The 24,891-nt window shown below is 70.2% G+C and carries 22 protein-coding genes and 1 pseudogene; 10 read left to right on the top strand and 13 right to left on the bottom strand.

Annotated elements, in window-relative coordinates; translation table 11 throughout:
- The first annotated feature begins 69 nt into the window (after window positions 1-69).
- The 5 genes from SLINC_RS26060 to SLINC_RS26040 all read left to right on the top strand — a co-directional run bounded on the left by SLINC_RS26060 (window position 70) and on the right by SLINC_RS26040 (window position 5,340).
- Complete coding sequence (locus SLINC_RS26060) at window positions 70-585, top strand: DUF5994 family protein (RefSeq protein WP_152039022.1); 516 nt, start codon at window positions 70-72, stop codon at window positions 583-585.
- 558 nt (window positions 586-1,143) lie between these two features.
- Window positions 1,144-2,514 (top strand): MFS transporter, encoded by a 1,371-nt coding sequence (locus tag SLINC_RS26055; protein WP_067437661.1) that lies wholly within the window; start codon window positions 1,144-1,146, stop codon window positions 2,512-2,514.
- Entirely contained in the window at window positions 2,511-3,920 is a 1,410-nt protein-coding gene (locus tag SLINC_RS26050; protein ID WP_067437659.1) for an alpha/beta hydrolase family protein, read from the top strand. The genes SLINC_RS26055 and SLINC_RS26050 overlap by 4 nt, the downstream gene beginning before the upstream one ends.
- A gap of 52 nt (window positions 3,921-3,972) precedes the next feature.
- A complete protein-coding gene (locus tag SLINC_RS26045) occupies window positions 3,973-4,836 on the top strand; it encodes a PaaX family transcriptional regulator (protein WP_067437657.1) in 864 nt (287 codons plus the stop codon).
- 150 nt (window positions 4,837-4,986) lie between these two features.
- Window positions 4,987-5,340: an ATP-dependent Clp protease ATP-binding subunit gene (locus tag SLINC_RS26040; protein WP_159425364.1), complete on the top strand. Its 354-nt coding sequence runs from the start codon at window positions 4,987-4,989 to the stop codon at window positions 5,338-5,340.
- Window positions 5,341-5,366: 26 nt separating this feature from the next.
- On the opposite strand, the gene SLINC_RS26035 is transcribed toward SLINC_RS26040, so the two are convergent.
- Window positions 5,367-5,723 carry an ATP-binding protein gene (locus SLINC_RS26035; protein WP_067437653.1) on the bottom strand — a complete coding sequence of 119 codons (357 nt, stop codon included), beginning with the start codon at window positions 5,721-5,723 and terminating at the stop codon, window positions 5,367-5,369.
- A gap of 666 nt (window positions 5,724-6,389) precedes the next feature.
- Here SLINC_RS26035 and SLINC_RS50475 point away from each other — a divergent pair.
- The 3 genes from SLINC_RS50475 (at window position 6,390) to SLINC_RS26020 (ending at window position 8,096) form a co-directional block, all read left to right on the top strand.
- Window positions 6,390-6,965 (top strand): hypothetical protein, encoded by a 576-nt coding sequence (locus SLINC_RS50475; protein WP_375141486.1) that lies wholly within the window; start codon window positions 6,390-6,392, stop codon window positions 6,963-6,965.
- A 98-nt stretch (window positions 6,966-7,063) separates the two neighbouring features.
- A complete protein-coding gene (locus SLINC_RS26025) occupies window positions 7,064-7,720 on the top strand; it encodes a DUF433 domain-containing protein (RefSeq protein WP_067437651.1) in 657 nt (218 codons plus the stop codon).
- Entirely contained in the window at window positions 7,710-8,096 is a 387-nt protein-coding gene (locus SLINC_RS26020; RefSeq protein WP_067437649.1) for a PIN-like domain-containing protein, read from the top strand. Before SLINC_RS26025 ends, SLINC_RS26020 begins: the two co-directional genes overlap by 11 nt.
- A 33-nt stretch (window positions 8,097-8,129) precedes the next feature.
- Here the strand turns inward: SLINC_RS26020 and SLINC_RS26015 are convergent, their stop codons facing one another.
- The 9 genes and pseudogenes from SLINC_RS26015 to SLINC_RS46245 form a co-directional block, all read right to left on the bottom strand.
- Complete coding sequence (locus SLINC_RS26015; RefSeq protein WP_067437647.1) at window positions 8,130-11,831, bottom strand: ATP-binding protein; 3,702 nt, start codon at window positions 11,829-11,831, stop codon at window positions 8,130-8,132.
- A 245-nt stretch (window positions 11,832-12,076) separates the two neighbouring features.
- Window positions 12,077-12,583, bottom strand: a complete 507-nt coding sequence (locus SLINC_RS26010) for a flavin reductase family protein (protein ID WP_225988388.1) — start codon at window positions 12,581-12,583, stop codon at window positions 12,077-12,079.
- Window positions 12,584-12,585: 2 nt separating this feature from the next.
- Window positions 12,586-13,821: an ATP-grasp domain-containing protein gene (locus SLINC_RS26005; protein ID WP_067437643.1), complete on the bottom strand. Its 1,236-nt coding sequence runs from the start codon at window positions 13,819-13,821 to the stop codon at window positions 12,586-12,588.
- Complete coding sequence (locus SLINC_RS26000) at window positions 13,818-14,030, bottom strand: MbtH family protein (protein ID WP_067437642.1); 213 nt, start codon at window positions 14,028-14,030, stop codon at window positions 13,818-13,820. Before SLINC_RS26000 ends, SLINC_RS26005 begins: the two co-directional genes overlap by 4 nt.
- Window positions 14,031-14,052: 22 nt before the next feature.
- The gene (locus tag SLINC_RS25995; protein WP_211292763.1) at window positions 14,053-15,039 is read right to left on the bottom strand and encodes a TauD/TfdA family dioxygenase; all 987 of its coding nucleotides are present in this window, start codon (window positions 15,037-15,039) and stop codon (window positions 14,053-14,055) included.
- 114 nt (window positions 15,040-15,153) lie between these two features.
- The gene (locus SLINC_RS50640) at window positions 15,154-15,600 is read right to left on the bottom strand and encodes an AMP-binding enzyme (RefSeq protein ID WP_455681119.1); all 447 of its coding nucleotides are present in this window, start codon (window positions 15,598-15,600) and stop codon (window positions 15,154-15,156) included.
- A 42-nt stretch (window positions 15,601-15,642) separates the two neighbouring features.
- A pseudogene (locus tag SLINC_RS50635) lies at window positions 15,643-17,016 on the bottom strand (AMP-binding protein); the annotation flags it as partial.
- Window positions 17,017-17,639: 623 nt separating this feature from the next.
- A complete protein-coding gene (locus tag SLINC_RS25985; RefSeq protein ID WP_079164735.1) occupies window positions 17,640-18,473 on the bottom strand; it encodes an FkbM family methyltransferase in 834 nt (277 codons plus the stop codon).
- The gene (locus SLINC_RS46245; RefSeq protein WP_079164734.1) at window positions 18,470-18,715 is read right to left on the bottom strand and encodes a phosphopantetheine-binding protein; all 246 of its coding nucleotides are present in this window, start codon (window positions 18,713-18,715) and stop codon (window positions 18,470-18,472) included. Before SLINC_RS46245 ends, SLINC_RS25985 begins: the two co-directional genes overlap by 4 nt.
- A gap of 239 nt (window positions 18,716-18,954) precedes the next feature.
- On the opposite strand from SLINC_RS46245, the gene SLINC_RS25980 reads away from it, so the two are divergent.
- Window positions 18,955-20,490, top strand: a complete 1,536-nt coding sequence (locus tag SLINC_RS25980; RefSeq protein ID WP_079164733.1) for a hypothetical protein — start codon at window positions 18,955-18,957, stop codon at window positions 20,488-20,490.
- Window positions 20,491-20,506: 16 nt separating this feature from the next.
- On the top strand, window positions 20,507-21,253 hold the full coding sequence (locus SLINC_RS25975; RefSeq protein WP_067445710.1) for a sulfite exporter TauE/SafE family protein: 747 nt from the start codon (window positions 20,507-20,509) through the stop codon (window positions 21,251-21,253).
- A 49-nt stretch (window positions 21,254-21,302) separates the two neighbouring features.
- On the opposite strand, the gene SLINC_RS25970 is transcribed toward SLINC_RS25975, so the two are convergent.
- The 3 genes from SLINC_RS25970 to SLINC_RS25960 are packed head-to-tail and all read right to left on the bottom strand — an operon-like array spanning window position 21,303 to window position 24,880.
- Window positions 21,303-22,544 carry an ATP-grasp domain-containing protein gene (locus SLINC_RS25970; protein ID WP_067437637.1) on the bottom strand — a complete coding sequence of 414 codons (1,242 nt, stop codon included), beginning with the start codon at window positions 22,542-22,544 and terminating at the stop codon, window positions 21,303-21,305.
- A complete protein-coding gene (locus SLINC_RS25965) occupies window positions 22,545-23,819 on the bottom strand; it encodes an MFS transporter (protein ID WP_225988387.1) in 1,275 nt (424 codons plus the stop codon).
- Complete coding sequence (locus SLINC_RS25960; protein ID WP_067437635.1) at window positions 23,816-24,880, bottom strand: LLM class flavin-dependent oxidoreductase; 1,065 nt, start codon at window positions 24,878-24,880, stop codon at window positions 23,816-23,818. The genes SLINC_RS25965 and SLINC_RS25960 overlap by 4 nt, the downstream gene beginning before the upstream one ends.
- Window positions 24,881-24,891: the final 11 nt, after the last annotated feature.

Below are 24,891 nucleotides of genomic sequence, written 5' to 3'. Positions count from 1 at the left end.
GTGATGTCCGCGCCCCTCACTCATCTCCCTTTCCGGCCCGTTCCCTACACGGCCCCGGCCGCGCGCCTCATGCTCAGGTCCGAGAGCCCGTCCGGTGGGCAGGCCCCGTTGGACGGTGCCTGGTGGCCCGGTTCGCGTGACCTGCCGGGCGAGTTCTCCGCCCTGACGGATGGTCTGGATCCGCGGTGGGGACGCATCACCCGCATCGCGGTCAACCCCCGCAACTGGCCGATCCTCCCGCCCAGGATCTTCGTCAACGGCCATGTGGTGAAGGTCGGTTGGTTCACCTCGGAGCTGGACCCGCACTCGATCCTCCTGCTGTCCCACGCCATCGACCGGCGGACCCTCCTGGTCGTGCCCCCGGAGACCGACGAGTCCTCGGCCGCCCGACTGATGCACGCCGCGAGCGCGGACACCGGCCCGCCGATGACCGCGACCGCGCTCCTGACGGCGGAACTGGTCGGCCGCCAAGGCCCGGAGGCCACGGCCGCGGAGGCCACCGAAGCCGCCGAAGCCGCCGCCGACGGCGCCTTCCTGTCGTACGGCCGGTATCAGCGGAGCGCCGTCGGGACCGTCGAGATGTGACCGTCGTGGGCCACCGCCCTGGCCGTCGGAAGTGACCCGCCCGGCCCACCGGGTCGGTTCCGACGGCCGCCGCCGGCTCCCCCGAGCGTGGGCGGCGGCCGTCGGGTGGCTCCCGCGCGCCCGCTCCCCCCGACTGGGCGCGCGATCGGAGCCGTGTGCCCCCCATCGGACCGTGCGACGGCATGCGGGAGGCGGCCGCGCGGGTCTCGGACGAGGGGAAGCGGCGGAAGAGGGACGAGAGACGAGGACGACGCCAGGGGCCGACCGGAGTGGGCTCGTGGGAGTCGGCTGCTCCGCGGGGGCTGCGAATCGGTCCTTGCCCGGGGTCACGGGGTACGGGCAGCCCTCGGGACCGCCGAACACCGTAAACCCTAGGTGCGCACTGCCCGGATGAGAACCCCCGGGGCAACACCCGGCACCCCTCCCCGCCAGGAAGACCCGCACCCGGCCTCCCGGGTCGATAGGGGATCGACAGCTCTAATGTTGTGCACTTTATTGACGACGGTGCACACAGCGCCTAACTTCGCCGTGTCCTTCCTCCGCTCAAGGGAGACCGCGATGCCCCCGTCCCCCGTCGCACCAGACCCCACCCGTTCGGAACGAAACCGCCAGCTCCGCCGGGTCGCCCTCTCCGGCCTGCTCGGCACCGCCGTCGAGTTCTACGACTTCCTCGTCTACGGCACGGTCGCCGCGCTCGTCTTCGGCGAACTGTTCTTCCCCGGCGCCGACCCCGCCGTGGGCACGATCGCCGCGTTCGGCACCTTCGCCGCCGGGTATGTCGCCCGTCCGCTCGGCGGGATCCTGTTCGGGCACTTCGGCGATCGGCTCGGCCGCAAGTCGATGCTGCTGCTCACGATGGGCCTGATGGGCGCGGCGAGCTTCCTCGTCGGGCTGCTGCCGACGTACGACACGATCGGGGTGTGGGCACCGGTCCTGCTGATCACTCTGCGGGTCGTGCAGGGCCTCGCCATCGGCGGGGAGTGGGGCGGCGCCACGCTGATGGTCGTCGAGCACGCCGGGGAGCGGCGGCGCGGCCTGTGGTCCAGCTTCACGCAGATGGGAGCCCCGCTCGGCTCCCTGCTGTCCACGGCCGTCGTCGCGCTCGTCGTCACGCTCCCCGAGGACGAGTTCGCGGCGTGGGGCTGGCGGGTGCCGTTCCTGCTGAGTGTGGTGCTGCTCGGCGTCGGGCTGTTCGTGCGGCTCAAGGTGGTGGAGAGCCCGCTCTTCGCCGAGGTGAAGCAGGACCGCGCCGAGTCCCGGCTGCCGATCCTCGACGTGCTGCGCCGCCCGCGCCCCCTGGTGCTGGCCTGCTGCGTCGGCATCGGCGCCTTCACCGCGCAGTCGCTGCTGACGAGCTACCTGATCTCGTACGCCACCGGCATCGGCTACGCCCGCCCCCAGGTGCTGACCGCGCTCACGGTCTCCGCCGCCGTCGCCCTCGTCGTGCTGCCCTGCGCCTCCGCGCTCTCCGACCGGGTCGGCCGCCGCCCGGTCGTGCTGGCCGGAGCGATCGCCTCGGCCGCGCTCGCCTTCCCCGTGATGGCACTGGTCGACTCGAAGTCGCCGGGACTGCTGATCGTCGCCGTCGTCCTCGGCCACGGCATCGCCCAGTCCACGATGTACGGCCCGCTGGGCGCCCTGCTCAGCGAGATGTTCGGCACCAAGGTCCGCTACACCGGCGCCTCCCTCGGCTACCAGGGCGCCACCCTCGTCGGCGCCGGCTTCTCCCCAATGATCGCCGGCAGCCTCGTGGCCGGGAGCGGGACCAGCACGCCCGTCGCCCTGCTGCTGTGCGGCGGCGCGGCGGTCACGGCGGCGACCGTCCTGTTCGTACGCGAGACCAGCAGGACGTCCCTCGCCGAAGCGGACACCGACCCCGACACCGCAGGAAACTCCAACGCCCCCCACACCGAGGAGATCTCCGCATGACGACCGGCACCCGCACCGCAGCACGCCGTACCGCAGCGCGCCGTACCGCCTGCGCCGCCGCCCTCCTGCTCGCCCTCACCGCCGTGCCCACGTCGGCCGTCGCGGTCACGGCGGACCCGGTCCACGTCGAGGGCCGGCTCCCCTCGGGCGCGACCTACGCCATGGACGTGCCCGCCGGCTGGAACGGCACCGTCCTCCTCTTCAGCCACGGCTACAACCCCGGCCCGGCCAACCCCGCCACGAACGGCCCGGACGAGGCCACGAAGTCCCTTCTGTTGAAGCAGGGTTACGCCCTCATCGGCTCCTCCTACGCCACCACCGGCTGGGCCGTGACGGACGCCGTCCCCGACCAGCTCGCCACCCTCTCCGCCTTCACCGGCCGCTTCGGCGCGGCCTCCCGCACCATCGCCTGGGGACGGTCGTACGGCGGACTCGTCACGACCGCGATCGCCGAGCGGCACCCGGAGCGCATCGACGGCTCGATCTCCCTGTGCGGTCTGGTCCACGGCGGGGTCGCCAACTGGAACAACACCCTCGACCCGGTCTTCGCCCTCAAGACGCTCCTCGCGCCCGGCGCCGCGATCCCGCTGGTGGACCTTCCCGACCAGAAGACGGCCGCCGACGCGGCGAACACCCTGACGGCCGCGGTCGACTCTGCGCAGTCGACGCCGGCCGGGCGGGCCCGGATCGCGCTGGCCGCCGCGCTGCACAACATCCCGGGCTGGAACGACCCGGCGCAGCCGAAGCCCGCCCCGACCGACTGGGAGGCCCAGCAGGCGAACCAGTACACCGCCGTCAAGGGCATGGTGAAGTTCCCCGCCTTCAGCTGGCGGCAGGAGGCCGAGACCCGCGCGGGCGGCAACATGTCCTGGAACACCGGCGTCGACTACGCGCGGATGCTGGGCCGGTCCGCCGTCCGCGAGGAGGTCACCGCGCTGTACAAGAAGGCCGGCCTGTCCCTGAAGGCCGACCTCACCGCCCTCCACCGCGCGCCCCGGATCGCCGCCGACCCGTCCGCGGTGCGGTGGATGAGCGCCACCAGCTCCTTCACCGGGAAGCTCGCCAAGCCCCAGCTCAGCGTCCACACCACCGGCGACGCGCTCGTCCCCGTCCAGACGGAGAGCGCCCTGAAGCGGGCGGTCACCGCGGCCGGCCGCACCTCCCTGCTGCGTCAGGCGTACGTCGAGAACGCCGGCCACTGCACCTTCAGCCCCGCCGAGCAGGTGGCTGCCCTGCACACGCTGGAGGACCGGCTGACCGCCGGCCGGTGGGTCGGCACCGATCCGGGCTCGCTCAACTCCCGCGCCGCGGCGGCCGACCCCACGACGCCCGCCCGTTACGCGGCGTACCGGCCCGCCCCGTACCCGCGTCCGTACGACCTTGCGCACCCGGCCGACGGCAGGTGACGTGGCACGACCGCCCGCCGCACGGACGGCGGGCGGTCGTACGCTTGCCCCCGTGGAGGACGACGACATCCTGGACACCTCGGACAGCGCCGACGCCGCGGACGGCGGCCCGGCGCCGCGCCCTCAGTCGCTCATGCTCGCTTTCTTCGGCAACCACGTCCTGGACCGGGGGGAGGTGTGCGTGTACTCGGGCAGCATCATCGACGTGCTCGGCCGCGTCGGGGTGGGGGAACAGGCCGTGCGGTCCACCCTCACCCGCATGGTCAACCGCGGGCTGCTGCAACGGCAGCGCGAGGGCCGCAAGATGTTCTTCGGCCTGACCCCGCAGGCCGTCCGGGTCCTGGAGGACGGCCGCACCCGCATCTGGACCCAGGGTGCCGTCAACGACGACTGGGACGGCTTCTGGACCCTCCTCGGCTTCTCCCTCCCCGACTCCTGGAAACGCCAGCGCCACGATCTGCGCTCCCGCCTGGCCTGGTCCGGGTTCGGCGCGCTGTACAGCGGGCTGTGGATCGCGCCGGGCCACGTGGACGTCTCCGCCGTGGTCGCGGAACTGGGCCTCACCGCCCACGTGAAGATCTTCCACGCCCGGGCCGCCGAGATGACCGACATCGAGCAGATGATCCGCGACACCTGGGACCTGGAGTCCATCGCCGCCCGCTACGTCGCCTTCGACAAACGCTGGACCGCCCACCTCGGCAGCGCCCCCACCGACGACCCCATCGGCACCCGCCTCCGCCTCGTCAGCGAGTGGCTCTGGACCATCCGCACCGACCCCCGCCTCCCCGCCCGCCACCTCCCCCCGGCCTGGCCCGCCCGCCCCGCCCAGGAAACCTTCCACCGCGTCGCCGAACTGACCGCGTCCCCGGCGGACTCGACGGCCCTTGGGCTGCTGGAGACGGCCCCTCTGCGGTAGGGCCTGTCGGGCGGATCAGGCCCTGGCCCGATGGGTCTCACAGACCGGTAGACGACGGACTCGACGCGACAAGATACTGACCACATGCCCGAGCTGATGTCAGAGGACGCGGTCCGAGACCTCGCACGATCCCCGGCCGAAGCACGGTCCTTGCACCACCACGAAGTCTTCCCCGCACACGTGCTCCTCTGCGTCGCTCACCACGAGAGCGACGCGAGCAGCCTGCTGAAGACGGCGGGAGTCGAGTACTTGGTCCTGCACGCGGCACTGGCGGCCGGCCAACCGGCTGGCAAGCCGAGCACCAAGCGAGAGCTCCCGTGGTCCATCTCCATGGAGCACATCCTCCAGCTCTCCCAGAGCTACACCAAGAAGTACTTCACCTCGGGCCACTTGCTGGCCCTGATCCTGGACAACGACAAGGACAGCGTCACACTGCTGAGCGAGTGCGGTCTGAGCGTCCCGGAATTCCGAGCCGCCCTCTCTCAACATCTGGGCGACCTCTGAAGCCCCACCGACCGACACCGCCGACATCACGAGCTGTCCGGCGCGTCCACCTCGACCTCCGCCCACACCGTCTTGCCCACGGGCTCACGCGCTACGGCTCCCCAGCGTGCGGCCAGCAGCGTCACGAGTAGGAGACCGCGCCCGGACTCGTCCTCCGGCCCGGCGACGGTCTGCGAACCGAACCGGAGCTGCCGCTCGGAGGCGTCCGCGACCTCGATACGGATCACCCGCGTCCGCACATCAAGGTGGACAGAGAGCTGGAAGTCCCGCCCGGGCACCCGGCCGTGCCGTACGGCGTTCGCGGCCAGTTCGGCGACCAGCAGAGCGACCGTGTCGGACGTGCCCGAGGTCGGCGGATAGCCCCAGTCCGCGGCCGCCTTCATAGACGAGTTGAAGACCCGCCACCGCAACTGAGAGCACCGCATCCGGGCCGAAGGGGAGCCGGTCCCGGTGGGCTTCCCGGCTCGCCGGTCCCTCGTCGGCGGGGGTCCGGCAGGCCGCGTACCTCCCCCAAGGACTGTGGGGAAAGAGCCAACCACCCTCCCCCACCGGCCCGTTCACCCTCAGGAGTGACCCGGTTGCGGCGAGTACGGACGGAGGGTTACGTTCCCCGCACACCACAACTTCAGACAGACAACGGCCCCCGGCCGGGACTGGCATCCCGATCGAGGGCCTGACCAACCAGGAAGAAAGCACCTTCCCGATGGCTGAGCCGCAGTCTAACGCGCGCCTGCGCGCCGACGCCGGAGCACCGACCTCCGGCGTGATCCACGTCCGCACCCGCCTCACCGCCGACTTCACCGTGATCGCCAACGCCCTTGTGCAGCGCCGCGGAAGCGCGGTCACGGTCGGCGTCGCGGCCTACATCCTCTCGCTGCCCGACGGTGCGATCGTCAGCATCGCCGCGCTCTGCGCCCACTTCGACGAGGGCGAGATCCTCATCTCCCGCGCGCTGCGGGAGCTGGAGTCCGCCGGATACCTGGAGCGGCGGCGCGAACGCGGGCCGGACGGTCAGGTGCGCACCCGGACGTACTTCTACGACGTACCGCGTGGCGAAGGGCCGCAGACCCCGCCGCCCAACCGGGTCGCGGAAGCCCGCCGCTGTCGAGAGCGCTCCGGTACCCCGGCCCGGCGGCACCTCACCGGCCTCGGACGAACAGGCACCGGTACGCACTCCTACGGCAGGCCCCGCGGCGGAGACCGCTCCTCCATCGGCTTCCCCACTCCGGCTCGACGGCATCGACCCCCAAGCCCTCGTCATCCTCGCCTCCCTCCGGATCGTCGACCGCAGACTGGTCCTCTCCGGCCGCGAGGTCACCGAACTGGCCCCGGCCGTCGCCGAGTGGCTCACGCAGGGGATGGGACCGGAGGAGATCACCAACTTCCTCACCAACGACCTACCTTCACACTTCCGGTCCCGCCCCGCGCGTGTCCTCGCGTACCGGCTCCGCGAGATCCCGGTCCCCACACCAACCGACCCGAGCGGCCCACCGCCCGCCCGGTCCGCCGTACTCCCCTGGCAGACCTGCGACGGCTGCGAACGGGCCTTCCGCGCCGTGGAACCGTCCCTCTGCCGGGACTGCTCACTCGACAACGGCGGCGACCACCACCGGCGAGCCGCATGACGACCCGCTGCGCCGCATCCCGTCCAGTGTGTCGTCGGCGTCCGCCGGTGGGAGCCTGTATGTGCGACGATGCGGACCGCGCGCGAAGGAGGTGGATCATGGTCGACAGGTTCTCGGACGGGCTGCTGACACCCGCCGAAACCTCCTCCTGCCTGGAGATTCCTTCGTCCACGCTCGCTTCCTGGCTGAAGGCGACGGCCGCCGGGGCACCCCTGGTGCATCAGGTGGAGCCGGTGCGGAGAGGACAGCCCTCGGTGCCGTTCATCGCTGTCGCCGAGGCCCATGTGCTGCGTTCACTGCGCACGCTCGGTCTGCGGATGAGCGAGATCCGGGAAGCGGCGGCCGCCGTGCGGGACGCCTTCGACACCCCCTACGGTCTTGTGTCGAAGCGCATCGCGACGGACGGCGTGGACATCTTCGTCGAGCACGGCTTCGGAGATCTGCGCCGGGCACGGGACGGACAGGTACCGATCGACGAAGTGGTGTCGGGCTACCTCCGCTACCTGATCTGGGAAGCGGACGACGATTTCCCCACCAGCCTCCGGCTGCGGCAGTACCCGGATTCCGTTCCCGTCGTGATCGACCCCCGATTCGGCCACGGCCTGCCCGTCATCGCCGCCAACCGCGTGCCGGTGAAGGCGGTGACGGACCTCTGGGAGGCCGGCGAAACGGTCGAGGAGATCGCGTACGAGTACGACATGACCCCCGAGCAGGTCGACTCCGTCTGCCACGCCGTGGTGCGCCTTGCCGCCTGAGTTCTTCCTGGACCGAGACCTCGGTCGTCGCGTCGCCGAAGAACTGAGAGCACGTGGGTGGACGGTGCACCGCATCGTCGACGTCTTCCCGGCAGACGCGCAGGACATCCCCGACGAGGAATGGATCGCTCACGGACTGGCCCAGTCCTGGGTCCCGCTGTCGAAGGACGGTCGGATCAAAACCCGGGATGTGGAGATCCAGCCCGTTCTGGACCATGAGGCTGTGCTCTTCTACCTCGACAACCAGCAGCTGCGCAGCTCCGACATGGTCGAACGACTCGATGCCCGGCGCGCCGAGATCTACCAGGCCGTGACGAAGGGCGGCCCTGCCGCCTACGCCGTACGGCATGACCGCATCGAGTGCACCTGGCCCTGACCATCCTCCGCCCGGTCCTGGGGCTGAACGACGTCACCTGCCTCGCCGGGTTCGAGATCGCCTGCTCGATTTCTTGGGCTGTTTGCGCGTCACGGGTTGGCGAGGCGCCACGTCCGGGGTGGAGGAAGGGCTCACGCGTACCGACACGAGGGCCGCGCTGAGAAGGCCTTTCCCACTGACATCGGCCAGCCGCTCTCCGAGCTCTGTCGCCGACGCAAGCAGACGCTGGTGGACTGATGCCGTATGCAGGTCGAGGCCGAAGCCGTAATAGACCAGTGCCGTGCCCCGGGTGCGTGCCGCCTTGAGCCACTGGCCGGAGGCGGACGCGGTGGCGCGGGCCAGGACGGTGCCGTCCTCGTGTTCCAGGACGAGGTCGTCACCGGTCAGGGCCAGAGTGATGTCCTTGGGCGACGGAATACTGACGACCTTGCTGCTCATCAAGCGCCTGAAGCCCTTGTCGCAGGCACGATGGATCTGCAGCTCGGTCGACTTGCCCGACTCATTCGAGGTCACTCCGAGCATGACCGTGGGTTCGAGGAAGACCATGGCACGAGGGCCGGGAATGATCTGATGGATTTCCGGAAGCACAGCCTCCAGGTCGGACGTGCCCCCGAAGCCGGAGTAGGCGGGGTCTGAGGACAACACGGCCCGCCCATGACACTGGGCTGCCTCGTATGCCGCGCGTATCACCGGGTTCGCCAGGAGTTCCGTGCCTGCGGCGGAAACGACGGCTTCGCTCTTGGCCTGCCAGCCGCGATGCACGGCTTCCCCACCCAGCGATGTGAGCCGCGGCAGGAGTCCGTTGTAGGTCCGCTCCCACACGTCGTCCGGGTCATAGGGGTCGGTGAAGACCTTGTCCGTCAGCTGCCGCATCAGCGACAGCGGAGCCGAGCCCCAGGACTCGGCTCTGACGGACTGCCACATGCCGTGCACCACCCTCAGCAGGAGCAAGCGCGCCTGATCCGTCGGGCTCTCCGGCGCCGGCACCTGGTCTATGCCGGTTTCCTCCAGAAGGCGCCCCAGAAACTCGACGGCACGCTGCTCCCCCTTCGTCACCCACTCCCATGCGCTGACGATGCCGGCGTTGTGCACGAGGTGGTACACGGAGAACCGGTGCAGAGTGCGGGACCCGGCGTAAGGCAGGAACTCGGTCAGCGCCGCATCGGCCTCCTGCCATTTGTCCTGTCCGACGAGAGCCTCGATGAGAAGACGCTTCAGCTCTACGGTGGACACCGTCCAGGGCGGAGACGCGGCGATGGCCGCAGCCGCGGCCTGCTCCGCGCGCTCGGCTTCCCCGTCGCTCAGCAGCTCCGAGATGTTCGTCAGATCGCGCATCGCCTGAGACGTCTCGGTGTCCGGGGCGCGGGCAACCACGTCGGAAAAGCCCCGCAGGAGCGTGGCGAGCTCTTCGTGGTGCTCCCCGCGCAACTGGTTCTGCAGTACCAGCAGCGCACTGGCAGCCAGGTCGATCTGATACGGGGCGTTCGGAGTGGGCGTGGCACGAAGACGGGAGAGCACCCGGCTGAGCCGGTCGATGATCTGTGACGTCGCGCCGTCAGGCCGGCGAAGCTGGGCGACGTGTGCCAGCAGGGTTTCGACCTGCGCCGTCACGCCAGGATCGGGATCGCCCGCCTGATCGAGTCGCACCAGTTCTCGTTCCAGCAGCCCTTGGGCGGCCTCGTACTGTCCGTGCGCGAGGTGGAAGGCTGCGAGGTTGCCCATGAGCAGGCATGTGTGGAGGTCTGCGACACCGGCTTCCTCGATGTGCCACACCAAGGCAGTGGCGTGCTGCGAGAGTTCCCAGGAGCGTTCGGCCTGACCCGTCTCGATCGCCCCCAGCAGCCATTGGTTGGTGTGGCCTGCTGCCTGGGGCAACGCTGTCGCAGCGATCCGGTGAAGGTGCAGATGCCGGGCCAGGATCACCTGCAGCACCGTGTTCATCGAGACCGTGTCCTCGCTGCCGGGAAAAGACTCCCCGCGGACAGGCAACGGTTCGTCGAAGCGCACCAAGGAGACGTTGGTGAGTTCACGGAACACCTCACGGACCGGCTGCTCGGCCTCGTCCAGCACCAGCCAGCCGGGGGACGGCGGCAGATGCTCGAGCCCGACGAACGCGCATGCCATGGCGAGATGCACCGGGATACGGCGTGCGGCGAGCCAGCACAGTGCCGCGAGAGTGGACAGCGTGGGTTCCATCAACCCCCTGCCACGGGCACTGTCGACCAGACGGTCGACACTCAACGCCACCGCGGCGGCCAACGTGTGGGGATATCCCGGCGGTACGGCCTCCTCGTCATCCGCTGCCCGCTGCAACAAGGTGTCCGCGTAGGTGTCGAGCCGTTCCACGCCGATTCTGCAGCCGACCAGGTAGCCAGAAGCCACCTCGATCGCCAACGGCCAGCGTTCCAGCGTCTCCGCGAGGTGCCCCACCACCTCGGCATACGCGGCGGCTTCACTGTCGGACAGGCCAAGGCGCAGCCGCAGCAACTGCACCGCGTGTTCGGCACTCATGGCACCCAGCTCGACGCGCCCACGAGCATCGCGCCAGTTCCCGCCCAGCGACGTCACGATGACCCCGCCACGCCCCCGGCGCGGTATCCACGCCCGGGCCGTCTTGGCTGTGGCATCGTCGAGAACCATCAACCACGGCCCGGGCAAGGCCTGAAGCCGCGCATGCACCTGCTCGCGGAGCAGCCGCGGATCTGTCACTGCCACCGGTTCACTCGCGCCCGACAAGTGGCCGAGCAGCCGGGCGAACGACGCGGTCAGCGCCTCCTCCGTCTCGGCCTCGACCCAGAAGACGGCGTCGTAGCGAAAAGCGTGCTCCGCGATGTACGCGGCGGCCAGACTCGACTTCCCCAGGCCCGACAACCCGGTGATCACGCACACCGGGACGTCGGCGGAGTCCGCTGTGGATGGTGAGAGAAGCTCATCGACCTTGCTGACCAGGCCCGGCCGGGACACTTCTGGAACCCTCGGCAGCGGTCCGTAGACCAGGCCGAAGTCCTGCCGTCCCACGGCAGCGACCAGTTCCTCGTCCTCGACCAACAGCAGTCGCTGAAAGTCGGCGATGTCCCAGTGCGCCAGAGCGGGATCGGCTGCACGCCGCATGACCTCGGCCACCAGGTAACCGAGCATGAAGCCGCCGGTACGGCCGGACAGCCCACGACCGCTGCGCGCCCGGTGAGTGCGCAGCATGCCGTTGAGATCCTGACGCAACTGCGTCTCACCACGAAGGTCGAACTCCACTTCGGCCCGGCCCAGCCGCTCCCACTGCTGCGGTGACAGCGCCTTGCACAGGCCCCAGGCGACGGGAGCCCGTTGCAGGAGCGTCTCGATCTCCCTCTGCAGCGCCGGGATGTCCGCGCCGTGGCGCTTCAACGTCTCCGCCAGACGTGAGCAGTTGTGGTCGGGCGATGCCGATGTGATCAACCGGTACTCCACAGCGTCGAAGCCGGTGATCAGATGCACGAGTACCCGTACGGCGTCCGGGGCGCTGACCACACGGGTCGGGCCGGCGCTCTTGACCTGCACGGCCATCAGGGAACGCCCTGACGCGTCGACCAGGTCGAAGTCGACACAGTCGACGAGCTGAACCGAGGTCGTGGTTCCCGGGCCTTCCACACGACACGCCGCCACCTTGTCGCCGTCGAGTCCGACCAGCAGCGCCTCCACAGTGCGCAGGTACTGGTACTGAAAACCGCGAGCGGCTACCCGCCCCCCGTCAACCACCATGCGTCCCTCCCCGGTTGAGCCCTTCCTCGATCATCAGGGCAGAGAGCATCACCGACAACCAGTCGTCAGTTCTGGACGCTCCTACGAGCGCGAGTCAGGCGCCGGGAGGTCGGCGATCGCCGCCGTCCTGGCCGTGGGGTCGGCCGGGGTGACGAAGGCCAGGGTCTTGACGGTCCGGGAGAGGCGGGAAGCGGGCGCCGCTCGCCCTCAGTGTCCTGACCGGAAGCGTCTCCACGTCGCCGAGATTACCGGGCAGGGGACGGGAGTTGGGGGGACAGGGACGGCGAGGTGTAGTCGCCTCTGCCGTACAGGAGTGGTGTACGGGGGAAGACGGCGCTGCCCTCTATCCGGCCCACGACGATGCGGTGGTCGCCGGCCGGCTGGATCTGTACGACCTGGCACTCGGCGTAGGCGAGGACGACGTCGGTGAGGATCGGGGCCCCGCCCGCGATGTCCGACGGGCGCCAGCGCACGTGGTCGAACTTGTCCGGGAGCTTGCCGGCGAAGACGCGTGAGGCCGCCTCCCCGGTGCCGGAGAGGATGTTCACCACGAAGGAGCGGCTGGTGAGGATCGCGGGCAGTGTCTGGGAGTTCTCGTCCACGCAGACCAGCAGGAGCGGCGGGGTGGCGGACACCGCGCAGGTGGCGGTGCAGGTGAATCCGCGCGGCTGCCCGTCCGCGTCGACCGCGGTGACGATCGCGACCTGCGCCGGGAAGGAGCCGAAGAGCTCGCGGAACTGCGGTGGGGTCACGGTCACAACAGCTCCCGTTCGATCTCGCGCAGCAGCTTGTAGCTGTTCTCGATCTCGGCCGGGTCCCGGTGGACCAGGAACACCACGCCCGGTGAGGAGTTGAGGTCGACCGTCGGCCGGGTCAGGGTCCCCTCCGGCTTGCGGAAGCGGATGCTCTGGAACGCCGGGAGCTGTCGCAGGGCCTCCTCCAGGGCGCGCGCCGGCAGCGGCAGTTCGCGGTGGGCTAGGAGGTTGACGCAGCGGGCCGACTCGTGGCGCTCGTAGCGCCGGGGCCGGCCGCGCAGCCGTTCCGCGTCCGGGGAGTGGCAGTCGAGGGTCAGGGTGACCTGGTCGGCGCCGGTGCAGCGGTGCAGGGCGGGCGGGTTGGCGAGGCCCGACAGCCGGGCGCCGGTCTCCAGGAGGCGGGGGCCGTCCGCGGTCAGGATCAGCTCGGTGTGCGCCGGGCCGTCGGTGACCGCGAGGCCGTCGAGGACCTCACCGACGTAGGAGAGGATGCCGTCCAGCTCGGGGGCGTTCGGGGCGAGCAGGTCCTCGTAGTCGTAGACGAGCCGCTTGCCGGAGGTGACCCGCTTGCGGCTGATCCAGGCGTCGGTGAACCAGTGCCCGCCGTCCCGGCTGACGCTGTTGACGACGTACTCGTCCCCGGCGAGGTGTTCCTGGATCAGCACCTCCTCGTTGGCGCTGAGCATCAGGTTGGTCTTGCCGATGCCCGCCCGGAAGGCGGCCGCGACCTCATCCTCGGTGTCGCAGGTGTACACGTCCTCGGAGCCCGCGCTGTCGAGCGGCTTGACGACCACCCGGTCCAGGCCCGAGGCCCGCCACCAGTCGAGGAGCCCGGCGAGGTCGGATCCGCGGTGCTGGCGCGAGGTCGGTACGCCGGCCGCGGCGAGCACCTCCATCATGCGGAACTTGTCGCGGCGGGCCGTCGACAGCGCCGGGTCGTTGCCGCGCAGGCCGAGCCGGCTCGCGAGGTCGTCGGCGACCTCGATGCCGAACTCGCTGGCGGCGATGACGGCCCGCGGCTCCAGGGCGCGCAGGTGCCGCAGGACGTCCTCGGCGTGGCCGGGATAGGTGAGGTCCTCCGCGAAGACCTCGGTGGGCAGGCTCGCGGCGAACGTCTCCGGCAGCCGGGCCCGCGACCGCACATGCACGATGCGGTGGTCGGCCGCCGCCATGCGGGCCAGCATCGCGCCGGTCGTGAGCGCGTCCACCAGGACGAGGGTCGGACGGCCGCTCATCGAGGGTCCACCGCCGCGAGCCGCCGCCTCGGGCGCAGGCCCGTCCAGTCCCGCTCGATCCGGGCGAGGCACTCCTCGCGGGTGGCGGGCTCCGAGGTGGCCCGCCAGCCCGGGGGCACGGGCCGGCCGTACCACCACAGGGAGTGGTGGCCCTCGTCGTTCACGACCACGACGAACCGCTCGGCCGCCTCAGCGTCTGCTGTCGTCACGTTGCTGTTCTCCCTGCCGTGTTCAGACCAGGACCGGGCCGTTGTCCGCCCGGTGGGGGCGGCTGAGGCGGTTGTCCAGGTGGACGAAGATGCGGTGCAGCCAGCGGTCCCGGCCGTCGTAGCGGGGGACGAAGTCGGTACGGCCGTGCACGACCAGGCGGTTGTCGAGGAAGACCAGCTCACCGGGGGCCAGCACCAGGGACTCGGAGGTGTCGAGCATGGTGTCGCGCAGCCGGGTCAGGGCGTGGCCGGCCTCCTCGTCGAGCGCCGAGGTGGCGTTGAAGTCGACGCGCAGGTCGGGGTCCTCGGAGCTGCCGCCCAGGACCGGGTGCGGCTCGGTGCGCTCGGCGGAGCGGAAGGAGGGCGGCGCCTCGGTCACGAAGCGGGGCGCTTCCAGGATCTTGCGGTCGGCCTCGTCGATCCGGCCGAGGACGCGGCGGACCGAGCAGACCTGGGTGCCGGCCGTGCCCTCGTGGTCGGAGCGCAGGCACAACAGGCCGACGTAGTGCGGGCGGTGGGGGTGGAAGGCGTTCTCGATGTGGAACTCCAGCGGTACGGAACCGCCGTTGCTCTGCGAGGCGGCCAGCGAGGGGACCGGCACCACGTTCTGTACGAGCGCCCCGAACTTCTCGTCCCGGTAGGCGATGACCTCGCCGAGCTGCTGCCCGACCAGCATCGCCACGGCGGCCGGGACGGTGGCGGCCCGTTCCACCGAGTCGGGCACGCTCGGGGTCTTTGGCAGCAGGTCCTCGTCGACGGGCAGACCCGCCAGGCACAGCATGCCGTCGGGGCCCGCGTCGCTGCGGTACTCGCGGATGCGTTCCAGCAGGCGCAGGGGCAGCCGGCAGCTGAGCCGACGCGCCTCGGCGACCCAGGCCTCCTCGTCGACCAGGCCGGGGGCGGCCCGGCGCAGTTCCTCGGCCAGGGCACGCACCTCGGCGCGCTCCTCGACGGTGAGGTCGAGACGGAACGGGATGGCGGTATCGACTGATATGTCAGCGATGGACACGGTTTTCGCCTCTCGTGGGTTCGGCACGGGCCGGGAGCAGACACCTGGGACGGCCGGGCAGCCGGCAGTACCGGCTGGGGCGGCCGGGAGCACCGGCCGGGACCGCCGGGCGTGTCAGAGCAGGCTCTGCAACGCGCGCGTGTCGACCTTTCCGTTGGTCGTCAGCGGCACCTGGTCGATGGCGACGAAGTGCGCGGGGATCATGTAGCCGGGCAGGACGGCCGCGAGGTGGTCCCGCAGCTCGGCGGGCTCCGCCCGCTGTCCGTCCGCGGGGATCACATAGGCGGCCAGGGAGCGGGAGCGGGCCGTGCCGACGGCGATGACGACGGCCTCGGCGACTCTCGTGTGGTCCCTCAACCGGGCCTGGATCTCGCCCAGTTCGACCCGGTAGCCGCGGATCTTGACCTGGTGGTCGACGCGGCCGAGGAACTCCAGCGAGCCGTCGGCCCGCCAGCGGGCCCGGTCGCCGGTGCGGTACAGGCGGGCGCCAGGGGCGCCGAACGGGTCGGGCAGGAACCGCTCCGCCGTCAGCGCCGGGCGGTCCAGATAGCCGCGGGCCACACCCGCCCCGCCGATGAAGACCTCACCGGGGACCCCCACGGGCACGGGCTCCAGCCGGTCGGTCAGCACGTACATCGTGGTGTTCGGGATCGGTGCCCCGAGCGGGATCAGCTCCGTCGCGGGCGGCTCGGTGAGCGTCTCGCCGGAGTTGCCCACGGTGATCTCGGTCGGCCCGTACTCGGTGGCCACCGCCGTTCCCCCGGGTCCGGCGAACTCGATCCAGCGGCGGGCCAGTTCACTGGTGAACGCGTCCCCGGCGGCGATGACGAGCCCGGCGAGGTCGTGGATCTCCTCGGGGGTCAGGTCGTAGCTCAGCAGGTCGAGATGGCCCGGCGTCATCTTGATGAAGCTGTATGGCGCTCCCGCCACCAGCTGGTCCCCGAGGTCGGCGGTGTCCAGCGGGTCGGGCAGCAGGTGCACGGGCTGCCCGGTCAGCAGCGGCGCGAACAGGCTCGGCATCCCCAGATCGAAGGAGATCGACGAGAACACCGGCGCCCCGCCGGTACCCCGCGCCGCGTACGCCTCCACCGTCCACAACAGGTAGTTCGCCAGCCCCGAGTGCTCCACCATCACGCCCTTGGGGTCACCGGTGGAACCCGAGGTGTAGATGACGTACGCGAGCGAGCGGGGGTCCGCCGGCGGCGTGCCGAGCGGCTCCGACGAGCACGCGTCGATGACCTCACGGTCGCGGTCGAGGAGGACGAAGGCGAGGTCGGTCGGCGGACTGTCGCCGCCCGCGGGAGTGGCCGCGGCCGACTGTCCGGCGGCGCGAGCGTCGACGCCGACCGGGGCGGCCGGGGCGACTCCGCTCCCGGGGGACCGGCCCGCGTTCTCGCCCGCGTCCTCGTCCGTCGAGCGGGAGCTGCCCTCGGCCGACGGGGCAACCGTTTCTGCTGCACGCTGTCCACCGGCGTCCACGACGGGAGCGGCGGTGTCCTCGACGGGAGCGGTGTCCTCGGCGGCGAGGGGCCGCAGGACCGCCACGTGGGCCGTCTCGCTGATCACCAGTTCGCAGCCCGCCGCGGTGATCATGTGCTGGACACGCTCGGCCGGCAGGGACGGGTCCAGGGGGAGATATCCCGCGCCGGACTTCCACACGCCGAGCAGGGCGGGGAGCAGGTCCGGGGTGCGGCGCAGGCAGACGCCGACCAGGGTGTCGGGGCGGGCGCCGAGGGCGGTCAGCCGGCGGGCGATCCGGTTGGCGCGCGCGTCCAGTTCGCGGTACGACAGCTCGGTGCCGCCGATGCGTACGGCCGGCGCGTCCGGCGTCCTGGCGGCCTGCGCCTCGATGAGCGCACCGACGGTGCGCGCGCCACGGTCCGCGGTCGCGCCGGCACTCCACCTGTCGAGCAGCAACTCCCGGTCGCGGGGGGCCAGTCGGGCGGCGAGCGCGTCCCCGTCGGGGTCGGCGGCCATCGCCTCCAGCACCTCGCGGTACATCACGCGGAGGCTCTCCGGGTACGGCGGGGCGATGGCGGTGGTGGGCGCGGTCAGGGTCAGCTTCGCCCCGGCTACGGCGACTTCGAGGCCGTAGGAGATGTTCGTGGCGCGTGTGCTCGCGTCGGTGACGAACAACACGCGCTCGGCGTACGAGACTTCGTCGGCGGAACCGGAATCGGACCCTGCTGCCGGCGTGGGCTCGGACGTGGCCCCGGAGACCCCCGCGCCCGCTCCCCGCACCGCCTTGGCCACCCGCAGCACCAGTTCCTGCCAGGTCGCCGCCGTGCGCAGGACGGGCAGCCGGTGGACTCCGGTGCCGAGGTCCACCTCGGTGTGGCGGTCGTCCGCCTCGCCCAGCATGCCGAGCACCTTGATGTGGGCGGCGAGCAGCACTGTCTCCCGCTCGGTGCCGCAGATACCGGCGAGCGCGGTCAGCCCGTCGACGAGATCGGCGTACTCGACGTGCTCGATCTGCTTGACGTCCTCGACCGGCTTGACGTGCTCGGCCTGCTCCGCACGCTCGACGCCCGGCGCCGCGCGCCAAGCCGTGGGCAGTCCGAACACGGCGGTTCCGACGCCCACTCCCCCGTTGGCCGAACTCATGGCGATACTCCCTCCTCACGGGAGGCGAACACGTTGTACACGCTGGTCCCCCGGTACTCCTCCGGCTGCTCGACCACGGTCGTCATCCCGTGCTCGGCGAACAGCTTGGTGACCTCGGCCAGTTCGCCGTTGTCGTCCTCGACCTCGACCGCCGCCTGGGCGATCCGGGGCCACAGCGAGTCGCCGATGCCCTGGAGGACCTTCACCTCGAAGCCCTCGACGTCGATCTTCAGGAAGTCGATGCGGTCGATGCCGAGCTCCGCGGCCACCGTCTCCAGCCGGTCGATCCGGCAGGACACCCGCTCCACCGCCTCGAAGCGGCCCTCGATGAGTTCGTCGGCCTCTTCGAGCACCAGCTCCCGGCGCTCCTGGTCGAGAGTTTCCGCGATGTTCCCGATGTACGACTTGACGAGCGCACGGTCCACTTCGGGATCCGCGTCGAAGCCGGACATCATCGAGTACTGCGGATAAAAAGTGAGCTCGCGGGTTTGCGGGGCGTCCCCGAGGGCCATGTTGAAGACGGAGACGTTCGCCCGGTCGCCGACGTTCTTGCGCAACGCGTCGAACGTGCGCGGTACGGGCTCGAAGGAGAACACCCGAGCTTCCGGAAAGTTCGTCGCCATGAACAGCGCGAACATTCCTATGTTGGCGCCGACATCGACGACAACAGGCTGGCCGGTAAACCGGAAACCCTCCGGCGGCACATATGACTGGTCCTCGAATATCTCTTTGTAAAGATACTCGGTTTCGCTGCGGTTGAGCCCATGCACGGACAATCCGTTGGGCAGGGTCCGCAGATCCGTCGACCGGTCGGCAACCTGATCACTCATGCGGCATCGCTCCTGGTCAGACTGGCTGCCAGAAGAGCCGGCGTGGGATTGCGGAACACTGCTGAACTGCGGAAACCGATCCCGCGCTTACGCGCTGCGGCCACCACGTCCACGACCTTCAGCGAATCACCGCCGAGATCGAAAAAATTGTCGTCAGGGCCTACATCGACACCGAACAACCCCCTCCAGATGTCCCGTATCTCGCGCTCGATCTCTTCACCCGACAGGCTGCTCTCGATCACGCAACGGACCGTAGCACGGGGTTAACGGAACGGAAAAGAGATGGTCTCGAATCATGAGACACGCCACATCGAGTCCGTTTTTTCCGCGTCTCGGTCCTTTTCTCGCACTGGACATCTTGAGATACCTCTGCGATATCCTCCGGCGGGTTGGTCGGGGGAACCGGGACGCGCGGATCGCGTACTGAATTGGGAAATTCCCCCTTCCGCTTGTGACGCTTGTGACGAGACGGGGAACGAGATTGTCCGCCGAGACCAGCACGACAGCCGAGACCATCGACACCACCGACGACGTGCGCCGCACGACCCTCGCGGAGCTGCGCCAGTGGCTCTCCGCCGACCATCTGGACGAGGTGGAGCGCTGCGTTCCCAAACTCCGCGCCCAGCTTGAGGAGCTGGGCCCGCTGCGTGAGCGCGTCGTCATGGTCGCCTACGGCGGCGGCAAGGACAGCGCGTACACCACCGCCTTCGTACGGACCATGCAGCTGCGGCTCTTCGAGGAGGCGGGCGAGACCTTCCGGATGCGCGTGGTGACCATGCGGCACGCCGGCATGCCGGTCGCGGTGATGCACAACATCGACCGCACCTACGCGGCGCTCCGGCTCGACCAGGACCCGGACTGCGAGCAGTTCCTGATCGACGGCGACGAGATCTCGCCGTTCCACGTCGACCTGCCGCAGCGCGAGCACGTGATCGCCAGGAACCGGCTGGACATCCTGGTCACCGGCCACCGCACCCTGGGCGACGGCCGTCCGACCTTCTGCAACGCCTGCAACCTGAGCGCGGCCCACGCCTTCGGCCTCGGCGCCTCCCACGACGGCGGCGTGGACGTCATCATCACCGGCGACTCGCCCTACGAGCAGCGCACCTACCTGGTCTGGATCCACCGTCTCGCCGAGCGCATGGGCGTGGCCCCCGTCGGCGACGACCGTGCGGGCTTCCGCGGTGTGCTCAAGGCCACGGACAACATCGGCCGCGCCTACTTCGGCGACATCTACGGCAAGGGCGAGACGGACCTCATCGAGGAGCGCCGGGTCCACCACGACACGCCCGACCAGCTGCGGTTCTTCTCCATCTACGACGACACCGCCTACGCCTCGGGCGACCACTGGGACCTGCTGACGGACTTCCTCGGCTTCCGCTTCGACGAACTCGCCTTCAGCTTCTCCGAGTCCGACTGCGGAAACCCCGCGCTGATGGCCCACATCCGCGGCCTGAAGTGCGAGCGGGTCTTCGGCCGCAGCTACGCGGAGGGCCTCGACGAGTACGTGGCCTTCGGCAAGCAGCTGATGCGCAAGAAGGAGTTCCCGGACCAGCTGATCGAGATGATCAGTGCGCGGTACGAGGGTGAGGGCGCCGTCGAGCGGATGCGCGCGGCCATGGACGCCTACGCCCTGGACTGCTTCGACATCACCGAGGAGCAGCTGGTCTGCATGGTCCACTCCCCCTTCACCGACGCCGGGGCCGGCCTGCCCGCGTATGTGAAGGCCGAGCAGCCGCATCTGCACGGCGAGTTGACCGCCCTGACCGACCTGCTCACCTCGGACGCCGCCCCGGCCGCCGACCAGGCCGCCCTGGTGGCCGAGTTGGAGCGGTTCAGCGGTCTTCCCCTCGCCCAGCTGCGGGTTCTGGCCAACCGGACCGGACGCTCGCTCACCGGTATGGGACAGTCGGGGGTCGTGGATCTCATCCTCGACGGCGACCCGCACAAGCTGCGCATAGCCACCCGACACACCGCCGACGGCCCTGTGGTCGACGAGCTGATCTCCGGAAGGTAAAAGGCATTTGAACGGCATGGAGGCCGCCGCCATCGCGGCCGCGAGCGTGGCGGCGGGCGCCATCAACGCCGTCGTGGGTTCCGGCACGCTCATCACCTTTCCGACCCTGGTGGCCTGTGGTTTTCCGCCGGTGCTGGCCAATGTGACCAACAACATCGGGCTGGTGCCCGGGGTGCTCAGCGCCGCCTACGGCTACCGCCGTGAGCTGCGCGGGCAGCTGCGCCGGCTGCTCCGGTTCGGTGTGGCGTCCCTGATCGGCGGCCTCACCGGTGCCGTCCTCCTGCTCCAGCTGGACTCCTCGGCGTTCGACACCGTCGTACCGGTGCTGATCCTCGCCGCGTGCGTGCTCGTGCTGCTCCAGCCGCGTCTGAACGCGTGGCTGAAGCGGCGCGAGCAGCGCGGGGGCGAGGACGGCGGGGTGCCGATGTGGTGCGGGGTGCTGGGCACCGGCGTGTACGGCGGCTACTTCGGCGCCGCCCAGGGCGTCATCCTGATGGGTCTGTTCGGCAGCTTCCTGCGGGACGATCTGCAACGGCTCAACGCGGCGAAGAACGTGCTCGCCGCGATCGTCAACGGCGCCGCCGCGGTGGTGTTCATCGCGGTCGCCGACGTCGACTGGACCGCGGCCGCGGTGATCGCCGCGGGCTCGACCCTCGGCGGCCTGATCGGGGCCCGGGTGGGGCGCAGGCTGCCGGCGGTGGTGCTGCGCAGCGTCATCGTCGTCGTCGGGGTCACCGCGGCGACGTTCATGATCGTCACCTGAGCGGTCGCCGGGCGCCCTCGTCCAACGGCGCGCCCGGCAGCCGTCCGGTTCAGGGCTGTTCCGCCTCGAACTCGAAGGTCTCGATGATCCGGAGCATGTCCTCGGTGACCTGCCGCTGGTCCTCGTGGAGCAGGATGAACCGGCCGCTGTGCAGGGCGTCGTAACTGCCCCCGGGTTCGAGGATCTGGCCGGGCCGGGGGACGAGTTCCCGCCACACGCTCGGGACCGTCGGCTTCATGGGTGTCGCCCGGGTCACCCTCAGCGGCAGCCCGTCCGGCTTGGGCAGCACGAGCCAGCCGCCGCTGGGATCGCCCTGCTTCGGCGGCAGTTCGACGCTCTCCCCGGACAGGGTCCTGAGGCAGGCCTCGTACAGGTTGACCCCGAAGAGCTTGTTCAGCAGGTGCGGCACCTCGCTGCCGCCGACCCGGCCGCCCACCTCCAGGAAGACCAGCTCGCCGGAGGCGGTGACGAACAGTTCCAGGTGGAAGGGGGTGTCCCGCAGCCCCAGGACCGCGATGCACTCGCGGGAGAACTCCTCGATCCGGGCCCGCAGTTCGGACTCCTGGAGGACCACGGAGCCCAGCGGGGAGCCGGAGCCGAAGGAGAGGCAGTCGCCGACGTAGACGGAGGCGACCTGGAAGGGCACCTCGGACCGGGCGTCGGCGAAGCCGTCCACGTGGTGCACGACCCCCGTGACGAACTCCTCGATCTCGTACCGGGACAGGTCGAGCGTGGGCAGCAGCTCCCGCAGCGTCGCCTCGTCGTCCACCCGGTGCACGCCGATGCTCGCGGCACCGTCGACCGGCTTGACGATCACCGGATAGCCGGTGGCCGCGGCGAAGGCGACGCTCTGCTCGGCGTCGGCGCACCCGGCGAAGCGCGGGACCCGGACGCCCGCCTCGGCGAGCACCTCCTTCATCCTGACCTTGTCCCGGTAGACGGCGACCTCCTCGGGCGTCGGCCCGGGGATGCCGAGCTCGACCCGTACCCGGGCGGCGATCTCCAGCGTGAACTCGGACAGGGCGATCAGCCGGTCGACGGGACCGGCCTTCTCCACGACCTCCTCGACGGCCGAGCGCAGCAGGTCGAAGTCGTTGACGTCCTCGACCTGCACGTAGTGCGCGATCCGGGCCGGGTCGACGAGCACGCCCTCGGCGCCGAGAGCGTCGACGACATAGCTGATCCGGTGCCTGTCGTGGTCGAGGAACTCCTCGTACCGGGTGAGCTCGTTGTCCCAGCGGTCCTCGTCGTCGTCGAAACGGGGCCAGCGGTTGACCAGGACGATATGCATTCAGTGCACCTCAGTTTTCTCGGGGGCGGCCACCGGGTCCCCGGCCCGCTCGGCGAGCACCCGGCGGAAGCTGCGCATGGTCAGCCACAGCAGAGCGGCGCCGACCACGCTGAGCAGCACCGCGAGGACGGCGACGAGATCCTGCGGCTCGATCACGCCGCCGGTGGTCCCGACGAGGAGCCCGGCCAACGGGAAGGACAGCAGGTTGAGCAGGTAGAAGGGCCCCATGACCTTGCCCAGGTGCTCCTGCGGCAGGACCTTGATCCGCTGGGTGCGGTTGAAGACGTTGTAGTACGCCACTCCCGTCATCCCCAGCACGAACGCGGTGCCGTAGACGGCGAACGAGGACGCGGTCCCGGCGACCAGCAGCGCGGCGCACAGCGTGGTGAACCCGATGACGCCGATGACGTACACGTTCACCTTGCGCAGCAGCAGCGGGATGATCAGCAGGTTGCCGAGGCCGACCACGCCGACGAAGGTGTTGAGCAGGCCGAAGGAGGACTCGGAGGCGTCGAACACCCCGGTGACCAGGGCCGCGTTGGCGCTCAGTACGGTCGCGAAGACCAGGTTGATGGTGAAGTTGAGCGCGGCCAGCAGGCGGACCGGACGGTTCCTGACCAACAGGGTCCAGCCGAGCCCGAGTTCGGCGAGGATCTCCCGGCTGCCGCCGCCGTTGCCGGACCGCCACTCCTGCCGGGGCAGCGGCAGCCAGCAGCAGGCGGCGAGCACGAAGACGGCCGCGGCCAGGGCGAGCAGCCAGACCTTGCCGAGGAGGAGCACGGCGACCGCGGCGAGCGCGGGGCCGAGCGCCATCGCCAGCAGCTCCATGTTCTGCACCAGCGACTGGGTCGCCGCCAGCTTCTCGCCCCTGGCCACCTGCGGGACCATCTTCTCGACCGACATCCGCACGGGCGCCGCCAGCATCGACAGCAGCGCCCCGTTGGCCATCAGGGCCGCGGTCGCCCACCCGGGCTGCGCCACGACCACCACGACGACCACGGCGAGCACGGCGGCGCGGGCCACCGACACCCGGGAGAACAGCCGGGCCCCGCCGTCCCGGTCGGCGATCAGGCCGGCGAACGGGTAGGCCAGCAGCCCGGGGAGCCATTCGAGGGCGAAGGCGAAGCCGAGCGTGGAGACGTTCCCGGTCTCCTGGTAGATGAGCAGCGGTACCGCGAACAGCACCACCTGCTCCGCGACGAGCCCCAGCAGGACGCCCGCGGCGAACAGCCCGCGGTGCAGCCCTTCGGTACGTCCTTCGGTACGCGCCCTCACGCCGCCTCTTCGCGCCGCTCGTGCTCCCGGATGAGGGGCAGCACATGGGTGTAGAAGATCCGCATCTCGTCCCGGGTCGGCCACCCGGAGAAGATGAACTCGCTGACCCCGGCGGCCTTGTACTCGTACAGGTAGTCGGCGACCTCCTGGTAGCTGCCGACGACACACAGCGCCGGCCCACCGCGGTAGGCGACCGCGCCCGAGTACAGGTACGGCGAGAGCCAGTCGTCCTGGGCCTTCTCCGCCAGCCGGAAGGAGTTCTTCACGGCCTCGGAGTCGGAGGCGGCGACGAAGCTGCTGACCCAGGCGCGGTGGTCCTCGTCGGGGTCGCGCATCATCTCGGCGAGGTCGGTCAGCGCCTCCTCGCGGGTGGGACGGGCCAGGACGTGCATACGGATACCCGCCCGGCAGCCGTCGGCCAGCACGGGGGCGGTGGCCCGGGCGATTCCCTCCGGGGTGTCGCCGTACCGCAGCCAGACGTCGCCGTGTTCGGTGGCGGTCTTCTGCGCGGGTGCCGAGGCGCCGCTGATATAGATCGTGGGCCGGCCGCCGCCCTTGTACCCGAGACCCAGTTGTGCCTCTTCGATACGGTAGTTCCGGCCCTGGTGGGAAAGCGGCTTCTCGCCCCGCCAGAAACGGTGCAGCACGCTCAGGAACTCATTGGAGCGGGCATATCGCTCGTCATGGTCCAGGAAGTCGCCGTAGTACGCCTGCTCGGCCGGGGAAATACCCGCCACCAGATTCAGGGATATTCGGCCGTCCGACATCCACGAAATGGTGTTCACGACCTGCGTGAAGAGCGTCGGCGACAAAAGGCCCGGACGATAGGCCAGAATGAACTTGACCCGTTCCGTCTCCCGTACCAGGGCGCCGATCATCGGCAGCGGGTCCGGCATGTGGTAACTGATCCCCATCAGCAGGGAATCGACCCCGAGCTGCTCCGCCTCCTGGACGAAGTCGACGATTCCGTCGAAGTCAAGCTCTCCGGATCTGTATTTTTCGGTCGCTTTCTGCTGCCCGCTGTCCAGCGGTGAACACCAGTGGAACTTCAGTTCCTGCATGCGAGCTCCCC

Origin of the sequence: Streptomyces lincolnensis (assembly GCF_001685355.1) — a bacterium.
Lineage (GTDB): Bacteria > Actinomycetota > Actinomycetes > Streptomycetales > Streptomycetaceae > Streptomyces > Streptomyces lincolnensis.
The sequence above is the reverse complement of the archived record's forward strand: the minus strand, read 5'-3'. Positions and strand labels throughout refer to the sequence as shown.

Bases quoted from the DNA above. Each gene is read 5' to 3' on its own strand.
- SLINC_RS26060 (WP_152039022.1), top strand. From the start codon at position 70: ATGCTCAGGTCCGAGAGCCCGTCCGGTGGGCAGGCCCCGTTGGACGGT.
- SLINC_RS26055 (WP_067437661.1), top strand. From the start codon at position 1,144: ATGCCCCCGTCCCCCGTCGCACCAGACCCCACCCGTTCGGAACGAAAC.
- SLINC_RS26050 (WP_067437659.1), top strand. From the start codon at position 2,511: ATGACGACCGGCACCCGCACCGCAGCACGCCGTACCGCAGCGCGCCGT.
- SLINC_RS26035 (WP_067437653.1), bottom strand. From the start codon at position 5,723: ATGAAGGCGGCCGCGGACTGGGGCTATCCGCCGACCTCGGGCACGTCC.
- SLINC_RS26025 (WP_067437651.1), top strand. From the start codon at position 7,064: ATGGTCGACAGGTTCTCGGACGGGCTGCTGACACCCGCCGAAACCTCC.
- SLINC_RS26015 (WP_067437647.1), bottom strand. From the start codon at position 11,831: ATGGTGGTTGACGGGGGGCGGGTAGCCGCTCGCGGTTTTCAGTACCAG.
- SLINC_RS26005 (WP_067437643.1), bottom strand. From the start codon at position 13,821: ATGAGCGGCCGTCCGACCCTCGTCCTGGTGGACGCGCTCACGACCGGC.
- SLINC_RS25985 (WP_079164735.1), bottom strand. From the start codon at position 18,473: ATGAGTGATCAGGTTGCCGACCGGTCGACGGATCTGCGGACCCTGCCC.
- SLINC_RS25975 (WP_067445710.1), top strand. From the start codon at position 20,507: ATGGAGGCCGCCGCCATCGCGGCCGCGAGCGTGGCGGCGGGCGCCATC.
- SLINC_RS25970 (WP_067437637.1), bottom strand. From the start codon at position 22,544: ATGCATATCGTCCTGGTCAACCGCTGGCCCCGTTTCGACGACGACGAG.
- SLINC_RS25960 (WP_067437635.1), bottom strand. From the start codon at position 24,880: ATGCAGGAACTGAAGTTCCACTGGTGTTCACCGCTGGACAGCGGGCAG.